Annotated in this window: 8 protein-coding genes; all 8 read left to right on the forward strand. The window is 44.7% G+C overall.

Annotated elements, in window-relative coordinates:
* The first annotated feature begins 70 nt into the window (after window positions 1-70).
* Window positions 71-199 (forward strand): hypothetical protein, encoded by a 129-nt coding sequence (locus AB5903_RS00575; RefSeq protein ID WP_256317553.1) that lies wholly within the window; start codon window positions 71-73, stop codon window positions 197-199.
* A complete protein-coding gene (locus tag AB5903_RS00580) occupies window positions 199-5610 on the forward strand; it encodes a tape measure protein (protein WP_044300311.1) in 5412 nt (1803 codons plus the stop codon). The genes AB5903_RS00575 and AB5903_RS00580 overlap by 1 nt, the downstream gene beginning before the upstream one ends.
* Window positions 5611-5612: 2 nt before the next feature.
* Window positions 5613-6122 carry a hypothetical protein gene (locus AB5903_RS00585; RefSeq protein ID WP_005655404.1) on the forward strand — a complete coding sequence of 170 codons (510 nt, stop codon included), beginning with the start codon at window positions 5613-5615 and terminating at the stop codon, window positions 6120-6122.
* Between the two features lies 1 nt (window position 6123).
* Window positions 6124-7308 carry a hypothetical protein gene (locus AB5903_RS00590; RefSeq protein ID WP_044300309.1) on the forward strand — a complete coding sequence of 395 codons (1185 nt, stop codon included), beginning with the start codon at window positions 6124-6126 and terminating at the stop codon, window positions 7306-7308.
* Window positions 7290-12695: an N-acetylmuramoyl-L-alanine amidase gene (locus AB5903_RS00595; protein ID WP_044300307.1), complete on the forward strand. Its 5406-nt coding sequence runs from the start codon at window positions 7290-7292 to the stop codon at window positions 12693-12695. Before AB5903_RS00590 ends, AB5903_RS00595 begins: the two co-directional genes overlap by 19 nt.
* A gap of 4 nt (window positions 12696-12699) precedes the next feature.
* Window positions 12700-13185 carry a hypothetical protein gene (locus tag AB5903_RS00600; RefSeq protein ID WP_044300306.1) on the forward strand — a complete coding sequence of 162 codons (486 nt, stop codon included), beginning with the start codon at window positions 12700-12702 and terminating at the stop codon, window positions 13183-13185.
* A gap of 78 nt (window positions 13186-13263) precedes the next feature.
* The gene (locus AB5903_RS00605) at window positions 13264-13554 is read left to right on the forward strand and encodes a hypothetical protein (RefSeq protein ID WP_226766605.1); all 291 of its coding nucleotides are present in this window, start codon (window positions 13264-13266) and stop codon (window positions 13552-13554) included.
* A gap of 9 nt (window positions 13555-13563) precedes the next feature.
* A partial coding sequence (locus tag AB5903_RS00610) for a hypothetical protein (protein WP_368117587.1) occupies window positions 13564-14920 on the forward strand: 1357 nt, incomplete at its 3' end.

Consider the following 14920-nt stretch of genomic DNA (forward strand, 5'->3'; position numbering starts at 1 on the left):
AATTATCAAGTCCTTTGGCTGGACTTACGATTATCTGCTTTGGGGTATCAGTTGGCTAAACGTACAAATCATGCTGGCAGATGCGGCACGTGTGGAACAAGAGCCGGAGCAAACGGACGGAAACAAAGATGGTGGGAAGCCGCCTGTACAGCTAAAGACAAAGGATGATATTAAGAATTATCTGAAAGGAATAATATAATGGATAATATAAACGGAGCGTTGGCGTTCAAAGCCACCCTTGATATAAATGATTTCAACGTGTCGGCACAAGCGATGGAAAGGAGTATCAAACAGGTTTCATCCACAGCCGTATCGGAATCGTCTGTGATGGATAATTCCATTCAGAGCTTTGCGCAAAATGGGGCGAAATACATTGTTTCCTACCTCGTTGGGCAGGGTATGGGGACTTTGCTTCAAAGTATCGTGCAAACACGTGGGCAGTTTCAACAGTTGGAAATTGCCTTTACAACCATGCTCAAAAGTGGTACGCAAGCAAAGGGCTTGATGGATAGGCTTATTGATACAGCCGCCAAAACTCCGTTTGACCTTTCGGGCATTGCGAGTAGTGCCAAACAGATGCTTGCTTACGGCTCAACCGTGGATAATGTGGTGGATGAGCTGGTAATGCTTGGTAACGTGGCTTCGGGCGTGGGTGCGCCACTACAGGATATTGCCTACCTCTATGGAACGCTACGGACACAAGGCAGGGCATTTACCGTGGATATTAGGCAGTTTGCCGGGCGTGGTATTCCCATCTATGAGGAACTGGCTAAAGTGCTTGGCGTAACCAAAGATGAAGTTTCCAACCTTGTAACGGAGGGTAAGGTTGGCTTTGCGGAAGTAGAAAAGGCTTTCCAAAACATGACGGGTAAAGCCGGGACTTACTACAACCTCATGCAAGAACAAAGCAAGTCCCTAACGGGTATGATTTCCAACATGGGTGATGCGTGGGAACAATCGTTAAACAAGTTGGGTGCGGATAACCAAGATGTTTTTGCCGGAGCTATTGAAAGTGCTACCTATATGGCAGAGCATTTGGATGATATTTTGCGTATTTTGAAAGCCGTTGCTATAGGCTATGGAAGCGTGAAAGCCGCTATTGTACTGAATACATTAGCCACAAAGGGATATACGGGCGTTGCTCTTTTGGATAACACGGCAAGGCAGGCTAAGATTTCCTTAATGAAGTTGGAAGCCGTTGCTACTGGGCAGATGGTAGCTCAGACAAAAGCGATGGTTGCAGCCCAAAACAGCCATGTCGCAGCATTGCAAGCGCAACTGACGGTAGAGGAACACGCCAACATGGTAAAGCAGTTACGCATTGCCACCATTCAACAAATGCTTACCATCCAACAAGCAGAATACCTTTCCAATTTGAATCTAACGGCTTCTTCTGCCAATTATGAGGCGGTGGCTCTGAGTGTTCTTACCGTTGAACAAAAGCAAGCTCTAAGCAAGTTAGACTTGTCGGCTAAAAGTGCCGTGTATCGTGCCGCTTTAGAAAATGAGGTTGCCGTTAAGACACAAAACAGTGCGGCTACCTTAAATGCCATGCGTACCGATGTCAAGGCAGCAGCCGTAAAGATGGAATCGGCACGGGCTGATGCACTGGCGGCAAAGGCGGCTGTAGAACGTGCCTATTTGGAAGTGTACAGGGCACAACAGACTGGGAACGCTGAAAAGATAGCCATTGCCACTAAGAAGATGGAGGCAGCGGAGGATAACGCAGCTATCGCACGAAAGACGGCTTTAGCCACCCAATCCGATTTTTACGCAAAGAAAAAACTACTTGAAGCTACAGCCACCAAGCAATCCACAGCCGCTTCCGTGGCAGATACTACGGCAAAGACAACACAAGGGGCTGTAACTTCCGTACTGACTGCAATCACGACAAAAGCAACGGTAGCGGTGAAAGCTCTTTGGGCTTCCATGATGAGCAATCCTATCGGCTGGGTAATGGGATTGATAGGTGCATTAGTCAGTATAATTACTCTTTTTACGGGCAAACAAAAAGAAGCGACCACGGCAACGGGTGAATTTCAAGATACCACGAAAAAAGAGATTGACGATTTGAATTTACTTTTTGCCGTATTGCAAAATACGGAGAAAGGAACTCAAACACATAAAAATACGATTGAAAAAATCAATGCCGTATGTAAACAATATAATAAGACATTGCTTGATGAAAACGCTACACTTGATTTACAGCGTCTTAAATATGAGGAATTGACTACAGCCATTCAGCAAACTACAGCCGAAAAAATCAAGGCTAAATATACCGAACAAGCTATGCAAGAACTGGTACAAAGCCAAACGGATGCACTTGATAAGCTGAAAGAGAATGCCGAAGATGCAACCTACAAAGAAATTCAAGAAGTTATGGAAACCACCACGGAGGGTGTAACCGTTATGATGAATAAGGTTGTTGATGTGGCTTCAAGTTCTATTCGTGGAGCTTCGGGGGCTGTATGGGATGCGGTAGAATCTATGGCGGTAGAATCCGCAAACCAATTGAAAGGGCTAACAGGTCAAGCCTATACCGATGCGTTCAACAACTCATTGGATAGCATTGTTTTTGCCGTACAAAAGTCCACCGGGGCTACAGGTAAAGAAATGGATGCTTTCAAGGAAAATATAAAAACTTATCTTGAAAGTGTCGCACAATCAGCAAAAAAGGCAGATGAAACCATAGGCAAGGTAGATAGGCAACTTGAAAAATTCTATGGTAAAAAAGATACGACTTCTGTAACAGAGAGTACCGACTATGTGGCTATGTCGTTTAACGAGATGGATAAGAAAATAGGTGAAACTCAGAAAAGTATTGATACCCTCAATGCCAAAAAGGTAAAGGTGGAAGCCGATAATACCCAACTGAAAGAGCTGAAAGACTTGTTGGATAAATTGAATGGTGCTGTAAACACCAAGACTACAAACCTTAACACGGAAAAGGGAATATCAGACCGTATCAAGCAGCTTAAAGAATTGCGTGAAGCTGCCATTATCGGTAGTTCTGACTATAAGAGTTATGATACGCAAATAAAGAAGTTGGAAGCCCGTTTACCCAAGCATACCACGGGGGATAAAGCGGATAGTGCCGCCAAGCAACTACGTGAAAGGCAACTTGAAGCTGACCGCAAATTGGAGGCTGACCGTATTGCAGTCTTGGAAGAGGGCTACGAAAAACGCAAGCGCACCCTTTCGCTCCAACACAAGGAGGCATTGGATAATATAGACAAAGAGGAAAAGGCTTTGGCTAAAGCTCGTAAGGATGCCGGAAAAGGTGGCTTATCTAAGTCTGAAAAGGACGGCTTCGATGAAAGGCGAACACTTGAAAACAAGAAATATGACAAAGCCCAAAACAAACTCTTTGACGGTGAAATAGAGTACAAGAAACAGCAATATGCCTTGTATTTCCGTTGGGTGCGTAACATGGGCGAAGATGTAGCCAATACCCAATTTGCCACGCTTTTAAAAGGCGGTAAATCGTACAAGGAGTATGTGGAAAATGAAATCAAGGCTCTAAAGGATAAACAACAAGCCGGAACACTCACAGAGGGAGAAAGTAACCAACTTATTTCCCTTAATATGCAATACAATGAAATCACGGGGGCAAAGTCCGCTATGGATTCTTTCAAGGAATCTGTATCTAAGACCATTCAGCAAGCCCAAACACTTGCCGAGAAGTTGGAAGCCATAGCCGATGCAAAAGAGAAGCTGGCTAATGGAAGTTCCGGGCTTGTGGGTGCTGATGAAAAAGCGGAAGCCACTTTGTTTGTTTCAGAAGAAGATGAAAAGTTACAGGAAGAAGTACAGCAAAAGATACTTTCCTCTTACAGAACCTTTGAGGAACAAAGAAATGACATCCAAAAGGAATACGCCTTGCTGCGTGCTGCCGCTCAAAAGACGGGCGACCAAGAACGGATTAACCAAGTAAACAAGTCGGAGGCAGAAGCGTTAAGCACCCTTACCGCCAATATGTTAAAGCAATCGGATAGTTGGAAGAAGTTATTTGGCGATTTGGATAGCCTTTCTGTAGCTGAAATAGATAAGTTGGTGGCTGATATTGAAACAAAGCTAAAAGATGCGGATTTGAAACTGAATCCCGTAGATTACCGTGCTTTGATTGATAGTTTGAATCAAGCAAAGGAAACGCTTATTTCAAAGAATCCCTTTAAGGCTTTAGGCACGTTCTATGATGATTACATTGAAGCCAAAAAGAAGCTGGCAGAAGCCAAAGCGAATGTTGCTGCTGGGAAGGGTACGGATGAGGATGTGAAAAAGGCAGAGGCTGACATGAAGAAAGCCGCCAAAGGCGTAACCAAGTCCATTGAAACGATTACCGATACGGCTACCACGTGCGGCAATGCCATTGCATCCATGTTTTCTGATTTGGGACAGGATGATTTGGCAAACGGCTTAGGTACTGCAATGGAGTTGTTCGGGCAGTTGGGAAATGCCGCCGCCTCTGTAGGTAAAATGATGAGCGGTGACATATTGGGAGGCGTTACGGGTATGGTAAGTGCCGTTACTTCTGTAGTGGGCATATTTGCCAAATTGCATGATTCCAAGTATGAGAAGAAAATTCAAAATCTGCAAAAGGAAATAGATGCGCTGGAACAATCCTACAGCCGTTTGGAACGAGCCTACAATAATACTTATTGGGTGTTCAATGATAGCCAACGTGAAGCCTACGAAAAGAATATCCAACTGATTAACGACCAAATACGGGCTTTGGAACAAGAAGCCAACGTAGCAAAGAAGAATTGGGATTTTGCCCGTTACGCTCAACTCAACAAGGAGATTAAGGAACTCAACAAGCAGTTGAAGAATGCGGAAGAAAACGGAGATATGTTTTCCATCTATGAGGCTCAGAAAAAGAACCTCAAACAGCAACAAGAGGATTTGAGAAAGCAAATTCAAGCTGAAAAGGATAAGAAGAAAACCGATAACGGAAAAATCCAACAGTGGAACGAGCAAATAGAATCCATTACCCAACAGATAGAGGATTTGGATAGGTCAATGATGGAAACGCTTGCCGGAACGGATGTAAAAACCGCCATTGATGAATTTGCCGATGCGTTGGTAGATGCTTATTGCAAAGGTGAGGATGCAGCGGAAGCATTGGGCGAAAAGACAAAAGAAGTCCTTAAAAAAGCGGTTGTGGAAGCGTTGAAACGTGAGTTTTTGGCAAAGGGAATCAATGATGCCGTTCTCTATTTGGGAGAATCCATGAAAGACGGGAAACTAACCGATGTAGAGAAGCGAGAATTTGAAAGGATGGTGAACGCTGCCGGGGATTTGTTCAATTCCGCATTGGAGGGTATTGGTGATTGGATTAAGGATGTGGAGGAAGAAACCGTACAGCAAGACCCCCTTACGGGTGCGGTTACTTCCATGAGTGAGGAAACGGGCGGTGTGATAGCCGGGCGGTTGAATGCCTTTGTCATAAACCAAAGCGACCAAACCTCTATTATGAGGCAGGCACTTGTTTACCAAGCCGAAATAGCCGCCAACACGAAGTTGAGTGCATCAGAGCTGACGGAGATTAAAACTACTTTGAAGCGCATTGAAAATAAAGATAGTTCACTTTTATCACAAGGAATAGCATAGTTATGGAACTGGTACAACAACTTAAAGAGGATGGCAAGGCAAAGGGGCTTTGCCGGATGTGGCAAATGAAGCTAAGAACGGGGCTTGACTATGAGCAACTGATACAGCTTTACATTAAGGGCATAGATTTCTGTATATCGGAGAATTACCCCACGCTTGACTTTATACGGGAACACTTCAAAGGCAAATGCGAGGTTTACGGGGTGTTTGTGGATGATGAGGTTACGGATAAGGTGAATTTACCCGATGTGGTGCTGAATGGTGACTGCAAAGCTATGTTGGAGTATGACGGCTATTCTGTTTCACGGGTATATGCACGGCATGATTCCCATAGTGCCGTAAACGTGTCGGACAATGCGATTGTTACCATAGACGCTTTCGATAACTCGTATCTGTATGTGGCGGTAGCCGGAACGGATGCAAAGGTGCTTGTGAATCTGTATGGCAATGCCAAAGCGGATATAGAGGGAGTGGGGATAGAAGTTAGACAAATGAATAAAAATACTTACTGATATGGATAAGAACATGATTTTACACCTGCCTTTCGATGACCCGGACGGTAGTATAGCTTACGACTTTTCACAGTATCGCAACGATGCCACCTTATCGGATGGTGCGGATTTTTCTAAGAAATCTAAAGTGGGTAAATCACTTGCTTTGAATGGTACGGGCGAATGCGAAACAGCTCGTTCCATACCCTTTAGCGGTAATTTTACACTTTGTTTTTGGGTGCTGCCTGTTTCTCAAAAGTTAGGCTGGGTGCTGAATATGCCCGGTATAGACAATTATAAAGAGCAATGGCTTGATGTAATGCCCGATGGCTGGATTTTCTTTGCTTTCGTTAAGTCCGGCAATATGTTTACCGTCTATGAGAACACGACCCGGATATTCAGCGAAATATTACCAAAGACACCAACGGGGCTTTCCATCAACGACCAATCACTTTTTGGGACGAAAGCCTTGCTGGACGAAGTGAAACTGTTTGACGTGGCGAAAGAACCCCGTGAAATATTCGAGTTGCAGAAAGATACGGATGTGGAATATTTCATAGACGGAAAGAACTTCAAGGAGTTTGGGGTATTCGTTTCCAAAAGTGCCGGATTGGTTGGACGGTTGGAGCGCAAAGAAGCCTTGCAAGTGAACTGGGACAATTACCACGGTATTGTAAGGGATAAGAAGCGACCACGCTACAAGGAACGCAACATTACACTGGATTGCTTTATTGAGGCTTCGGGACGTGCCGCCTATGTGGAATGGGTAAACCTTTTCTTTTCCCAATTCGATGCGGAGGGGAACCACCGTTTGCGTGTGGACTATGACGGAAAGGCAAAGCCTTTGGTATATGAAGTGGAATTGCTGGATGAGGCAGACCCGGAAAAGAGCTGGGGACAATATAGCAACGATTTGATGGTGGGTACATTCCGTTTAAAGATGGTGGAAGATGAACCTGTGAAAAAGGTGCTTAGATATATAGGTGGAACTGCAAACGGCAAGGCTACGATTACCGTCACTTCGTCCAAGCTGCTTAATATCTATTGGGGTGACGGCACGCACACTTACGATGTGTCCGGCAGCGAACAAACGATAGAACACACTTACGTTACACCCGGTGAATACGAGATAATCGTTTCGGGCGTGATTGAAGACATTGAAAAATTTGAAACCAATGCTATTGTGATATGGGAACTCTTGAAATAATCAGGCGCAACGGTGAAAAGGTACGCTTGTTTTCCAAAGAGCCGTTTTGTACGCTGAAATCAGCCGCTCAAAACAGTTCCTTAATGGGGGATGATAACGTACAGCTTTCCATTGTTTCCTCTGAGTTGCTTAATTTAGGCAAGGGAGATAAAATCATAGTGGAGGGTGAAGAATACACCATCCGTACTAAGGTGAACCGTGAAATGCTTTCGGACAACCATTATGTGCATGATGCCACTTTCTACGGAGTGATGTACGAGCTGATGAAAAGCCTGTACCGAAACACCGATGCAAACGGGAAATCCAGCAAAAGCACGTTTGACCTCACTTATAATATCCGGGACTTTGTAAAGGTGCTTATCTACAACGTGAGCCGTGACTATCCGGGCTTATGGGCTTTCGATGAAGCTAATTGCCCGGACACAGAACCCCGTACCATTTCCTTTGCCCGTAACAATTGCCTACAGGTTTTGCAAATGCTTTGCAGTGACCGTGAATTTGATTTGGAGTTTCTCATTACCCAAAAGGACGGGGTGCGTACCATCCACATAGGAAAGTTCGGTGCAAAAGTTGTGCCCCCGGGTGGCAACGCTTTCTTTGAGTGGGGCAAAGGCAACGGCTTGTACAAGCTCAAAGAGCAAAAGGTAGATGATAAGACCATTATCACAAGACTTTGGGTGGAGGGTGGCACGACCAACATTCGGAGTGATTACAGGGACTATTCAGAACGCCTACAGCTTCCGTTTCCAGTGCGTTTGAACAAAAAGGAACACAAACTATGGGACGGTACAATAGTACCGCCTCAGAGCGAATATATAGGCATATCCGATGATAACAAGCGTTATTTGGAGGATGGCGATTTGAGGGATGCACTGGGTAGTGATGAGGATGCTGTGACGTATGATAATATTTTCCCGAAACGGACGGGTACGGTTACTGCTTTGGTGGTTGATGATATAAACAGCTTCATTGATGATACAATGGACTTTGACCTGAACGAGAAAGACGATAAAGGTACAAAGTATCTGATTAACGAGGTATCGGCAAAGATTACTTTCATTTCGGGTAAATTAGCCGGACAACAATTTGAATTGGCGCAAAAGGGAGGATACGACCATGCAACAAAAAGGTTTACGCTCATTCCATTTACGGACAACAGGGGGCTAACTATTCCTACCACTGAAAGCGAGGCTTACCGAATAACGGAGGGTGACACGTATAAGATTACGGATATTCACCTGCCTAAATCTTATGAAGATGATGCAGAGGAAGATTTATGGTATGCCGGATATAACGAGTTCAAGCCACGCACACAGGCACGGGCGCAATATCAGCTTACCTTTGAACGTTCCTATTTTTTGAACGCTTTGCCAAGCGATAGCGAAACAACCGTCTTTCATGTGGGTAACTATGTACCCGTGAAAGATGAGCGTTTCGGTATTGAAAAGAATATCCGCATCCAAAAGGTGACAAAGAACCTGCTTGTGGAGCATGACTATACACTGACCCTTTCGGACATTACAGCCATTTCCCCAATCACTCAAACGGTTGTGGATGTTGGACGGCACGAAACAATCATAGAAAACAATCGGCTTCGGGACTTGACTAAGGCACGGAGGGGATGGCGTACAACAGAGGAACTGCGTACAATGGTGTATGATACGGATGGTTATTTTGACCCCGAAAACATCAAGCCCAATTCCATTGACACCAATATGCTTACGGTGGGGTCTAAGAGCCAACAATTTGTTTTGATAGATGTGATACTGCAAGCCAACGTAAACGGAATATCCAATCGTTTTGATGCTTCTGCCGGGGTATTGGCTCACTTGACTATTGATGATGAGATAATCAAGCATTGGAACATGGCGGCTGGCTCATTCACTCTATCAAGCCCAAAGGGGTACTATGTGTTTGCCAAGTGCTCCAAGAAAAGCACGGATGGCATTTGGTATGTGACACAGGAACAACTAAAGGTTGAACCAACCGAAGACCCGAACAACTATTATTTCCAAGTGGGTATATTGGGGTCGGTGCATTCGGATGATGATTTCAGGGACTTTACCACTACCTACGGATTTACCCGTATCAACGGAAACACTATCACTACGGGTAAGATTATAACAAGCGATAAGGAGTGCTATTTGGATTTGGACGGCAACAAGTTCCGTATCGGTGATTCTTCAAGTTCTATTGATTGGAACGTAACGGCAAAACGCCAATTAACGTTGCACAACGTCCGTTTGCTTTCTGATAGTGGGGACACCTCACATATCGGGGTGTTCCGTGGCACATATAATCCGAAGTACGTGTACTATGCTGGGGATGAGGTGACTTACACGGCGAATGGTGAAACGTGTACCTACCGATACACCAACCCCACGCCAAGCATGGGCAACTTGCCTACCAATTCCGTATATTGGTCGGTTGTGGCGAAAGGTTCTACTGGGGATAAGGGAGAAAGCGGTTTATCCGTATTCTATACCTATAATGACAGTGAAACCAAGCCTGCCACCCCTACGGGGGATGGCTCTACGGGAGGTTGGCACAGAACTTCGTCCGAAAACGTGGTTTGGATGAGTATAAAGAACGCCAAGACCGATACGGAGGGTGCGTGGGGTATTCCTTTCCGTGTGCGTGGTGCTGATGGTACTTCAATCAATATCAAAGGTTCTAAGGATAATGTTTCACAACTGCCTACCGTTGGAAATTCAGAGGGCGATGCTTATCTAATCGGGGGCAACCTCTATATTTGGGATGGTACGAACTGGAAAGATGTTGGAGTTATTAAGGGGGAAGATGGAAAGAGTAGCTATCTTCACAAGAAGTATTCCGATGATGGCGGCAAAACGTTCACAGCTGGGAACGGTGAAACACCCGGAAGATGGTTGGGTTTGTACGTGGATATGATACCTACCGATAGCGACAAACCAAGTGCTTACAAGTGGAGCGACACGAAAGGACAAGACGGAACGCCCGGTTTACCCGGTGAAGATGGGCGTACTCCATACTTCCATATCAAGTATTCGGACAACGGGGGAATGTCGTTCACTGCAAACAATGGTGAAGAGCCGGGCGACTACATAGGGCAATACACCGACTACGTGCAGAAAGACAGTGATAATCCGATGGATTACACTTGGGCTTTGATTAAAGGTGAATCGGGTACAGGTGGAACGGATGCCGGAGCTGGCGAATATTACGAGTATCGTTACGCTAAAAATGGCTCGACTTTAGTACCGCCCGATTTGGATGTTAATTCTTCCAACCCTACAGGGTGGAGTACGGAAATGCCGAAAGTAGGAGCGTTGGAATATATTTGGTGTACAATGGCTAAGAAGTCCGGGCTTGCAGACCGTACCAAATTTCATTTGCCCATTGAAGCTAACGACACTTCAAGCATTGCCGATATTTCGGGTAACGGTTATAATGGTGTGCTGGGCGGTGGGACGGTAGTAAAAGACGGAACGAGATATGCCCTCAATCTGAGTGGTGGAATGGAGAGCCGTATTCCTTATGATTTACCCTTTGGGGAAAGTTTTACACTCTGTTTTTGGATGAAGTCAGACCAAAATCAAGTCAAGTGGATGTTGAACGGATATAACGGTAGGCACTATGTGGAAAAGAGTATTGCAATCACGCCTAATACGTGGTTTCACCTTGCATTCCGTTTTAATGACCGTACCGTTACGGTATTCAAAAACGGAGAGCAATTACATAGTGGTAGCGTTAATATCATGGCTGTAGGCTTTGCTATTTACGATGATGATGTATTCGGCTCTGCCGTGTATTTCGATGATATACGTTTGTTGATGGGGGCTTTACCTGTGAATGACATTGCTTCCGTAATGAATGGCAAAGCAGACCTGATGATACAGAAATGGAGTACCCCTATTCGTGTAAATCCTTATGATGGTGAAGATGGAAAGCCGGGTGTTAGTGTGACATTGGCAGATGTGGAATATGCACAAAGCACGTCAAATTCAGTTGCGCCTACTACGGGGTGGCAGACAACCGCCCCGACATGGATAAATGGGAGGTATATATGGAGTAGAACGAAAGTATCTTATTCAGACAACACGACTACCTACACTAAGGCGGTTTGTATTACAGGCGGCAAAGGCTCTACGGGTGATAGCGGTGTTGGCGTAAGTTCTATTATTGAACAATACTACCTATCCAGTTCGGCAACCTCATTACTTAATGGCTCATGGAGTACAACACGCCCAACTTGGAAAGACAAATGGTATATATGGACACGCTCGGTTATCACTTATACGAATGGAACGAGCGACACTACGGCTGCAATATGTGTAACGGGGTCGAAAGGTGATAAAGGTGAAGATGGAAAGCCGGGTGATAAGGGGGAGAAAGGTGATAGCCCCGTACTTGTTTACAGGGGTATTTATGATTCATCCAAGACTTATTACGGGAATAGCAAGCGGTTGGATGCTGTAAAATACAACAATCAATACTATATAGCCCGTATAGATGCTGGAACTTTCACTGGGTTCGTACCGACTAATACAGGCAAATGGAATACTTTTGGAGCGCAATTTGAAACTATTGCCACAAACTTATTATTGGCTGAGGGGGCAAATATTGGAGATTGGTTTATTAAGGGTGGTAAGATTGTTTCCACTATGGGTGATGGCAATAGGATAGAGTTGGATGCTTCAATGGCTCGTATTTATATTGAATCTTCAAGTGGTGGTGGTGATTATGCGCTTGTTGATTTTGGTGCAAAAATGACAATAGATGCCAACCGTGGAATTTTTGAAACAAGGGCTAAAAATGCTCCTAACTATTCTAATGCGGTTTCCTATATGTCACCAACGGGAATATTCTCAAATATGGCAGGTACGGACGGTATGCCAGCAAGTAGCGGATATACGCACCGTGGGGCTATTGTTGGGCTTGGTTTTGCAAATGTTCCGGCAAGAACATGGGATATAAATGCGGTAGATACAATCGTGGCAGGTGTTTATGGTCGGGCTTCTAATTCGGGGACTGCACCAGCCTTTGGCGGTTTCTTCTATGATTTATTTGCCGGAGGCTTGATTTTTGGTCGAAAGTGTATTACAGGAACGTCGAATAACACATGGTATTTGAATAGAGAAGATACCGTGGTAATAGGGTACACGTCTGCCGCATCAGTAGTGTATCTTCCGGCTTCTCCTAAAGAAGGGCAGGTTATATTTGTAAAGCAGTGGTGGAGAGGCTATATGAGATTCAGACCAAGAAGCGGCTACCTAATCTATGATGATACTTCGGTAAATGACTACTACGATTTTGTAGAGGGTCAAGGTGGTATGTTTGTATATACCGTAGGATATGTAGATGGAGTTAAAAAACAAGCATGGTTAGTAAGTAGATGGAAATACTAAAAATATGGAAGAAAGAGTATTATACGGATATATGGATGGCGACTATCTACAATGTATAGAAATAGCCCCTATTCCTCAAAAAATCAGAAATGAGAAAACGGGGGAAATAACAACACGCATGGTATCGGTTATTGAACAGGTGGCTGAACTGCCAACCATATATAAGCCAGTGGATGCAATAGATGAAAGTAAACAAAACACAGATAAGGAGGGCTATGTTGTGCGCATTGTGCCATACGATGCCGGGGACAGGATTTCATTCAGATACATAGAAGTCCCCGACTTTCAAAAGGTGGCACATGAGATTGAACGCTCAAAGGAGGTGTTGGCAAGTAGCGATTATAAGATAATCAAATGCTACGAAGCCGCCCTAATGGGGTCTGCAATGCCGTATGAAATAAAGGAATTGCATAATGAAAGGCAGTTGCTAAGAGATAAAATCAATGAACTTGAAGCACGTTATACCTCATTATCTGATGATATACTTTAATTATAATCATAAATGTGTTTATTGAACACATTTATGATTATATTTGCAGTTAAATAAACTTGATTTACTCAGTGAATTATGGAAACAACGATGTACAGCCTACGGATTCTTTCCAAAGGTAAGGTTACAGACCTTTCCAATGGTTTTGCTTTGGGTGGTGTTCCGTTTACCGTCTTTGTACGACCTAAAGAGGTTACGATGGAAACAAGTACGCTGCTTAAATGCAAGCTCATTTGTGATAAGGAATTTGGTATGTTCCCCGTACCTATCGGGGATTGGACGCCCGGAGCGATAACCGTAATATCCCCAAACGGTATCGACCTTTCGGTATATGATGTGTATTGGGGTGCTGGTGAAACTATTAAATAACTTATAGCTATGGGATTATTATTGGGAAGCGGAAACACGAAACCGCAATATCCTTACGACCAATGGTATGGGGTGCAAGGTGATTTCAACTCACAGGACTACAAACTAAAGCGTGTGGGTAATTTGGATTTGCACCGTACATTACCCATTCAAGCGAAGCTGAAACGCTTTGTGGAAAACCCTGACGGCTCGGTTAAGTATTACCTTAACCAAAATGACAGCCGTAAAAAGGATTCGGGTGCAACGGCTGTGATTGACAGCACGGACGGTAATGTAATGCTTGAAAAGCCGGAATATTACTTCAAGTTGGAGATAGAGGGGACGAAATGGATTCGTGCCTATTCCGAATATCCGTTGCCCGGCTTTATCAAGATGGAACGAAAGACGGTAAGCCCGTGGTATGCAACGGTGGATATTACCAACTCTGTAGCCGTTTCGGGATGTTGGCTCACTTGGAATGGCGATGAAATTGCAAGGGATTCAGACGGATTTGTTATACTCAAAGCGAATGCCGCACAATTCAGAGGTGGTTCGGGTGCTGGTGATGCCGCTAAGGATGGTACTTACAACTCCATGTTGGGTATGCCTCGTACTTCCATTTCAAAGGCTGGTGTTCGTCCTCTTTGCAAGAACGGAACACACCACGGGGCGTACAGGGTGTACAATGAAATTGCTTGGTTGCAACGTGTGGAATATGCCTCATTGCACTGCCAAGATGCTTACACCGAAACGCTGACTGCTGACGGATTCCATCAAGGAGGCTTAGGGAGTGGTCCGGTTGTTAATGGTACGGAGTGGAATACATGGGGAGGTTACAAACCCTTTGTGCCTTGCGGTGTTACTGCAACGCTGGGAAACAACACGGGTAAGGTGTCCTACACCATCAAGGGATGGACTGGTGGCGATAAGGTGGTACAAGTAACCTCTTACCGTGGCTTGGAAACTCCTTATGAATACTTGTGGATGCTTGCTGATGATGTACTAATTTGGCATAAAGCGGATGTATCTATTGCCTATGTATGCGAAGACCCGACAAAATTCACCTCTCATTCAGATAGTGCTACTACCGTACCTATCGGATATGAAGCCATTACGGAGCTTCCACGAACTGAGGGCTATGTGCTTTCTATGGCTCATTCCACTAAAGGCTATTCCTTTGCCGAAAAAGTAGGAGGTTCAAGTAATAAAGGCTATTGCGATTACTATTGGACTCCCACAGGTGGTAGTACGTGGTCTGCTGTAGGCTGGTATGGTGCCCTTTTGTCTGCTCTTGCGAATTATGGTGCGGGTGCGGGTTTCGGTTTTCTGAATGCGAATTATCGTTCCTCGATTGCGACTGCGCACATTGGGTTCCGCTTGTGCCGTT

The organism is Bacteroides sp. 2201st1_D9_2201SCRN_220225 (assembly GCF_040928965.1).
Lineage (GTDB): Bacteria > Bacteroidota > Bacteroidia > Bacteroidales > Bacteroidaceae > Bacteroides > Bacteroides stercoris.

Coding starts and splice junctions, on each gene's coding strand:
- AB5903_RS00575 (WP_256317553.1), top strand. CDS start 71: ATGCTGGCAGATGCGGCACGTGTGGAACAAGAGCCGGAGCAAACGGAC.
- AB5903_RS00580 (WP_044300311.1), top strand. CDS start 199: ATGGATAATATAAACGGAGCGTTGGCGTTCAAAGCCACCCTTGATATA.
- AB5903_RS00585 (WP_005655404.1), top strand. CDS start 5,613: ATGGAACTGGTACAACAACTTAAAGAGGATGGCAAGGCAAAGGGGCTT.
- AB5903_RS00590 (WP_044300309.1), top strand. CDS start 6,124: ATGGATAAGAACATGATTTTACACCTGCCTTTCGATGACCCGGACGGT.
- AB5903_RS00595 (WP_044300307.1), top strand. CDS start 7,290: ATGGGAACTCTTGAAATAATCAGGCGCAACGGTGAAAAGGTACGCTTG.
- AB5903_RS00600 (WP_044300306.1), top strand. CDS start 12,700: ATGGAAGAAAGAGTATTATACGGATATATGGATGGCGACTATCTACAA.
- AB5903_RS00605 (WP_226766605.1), top strand. CDS start 13,264: ATGGAAACAACGATGTACAGCCTACGGATTCTTTCCAAAGGTAAGGTT.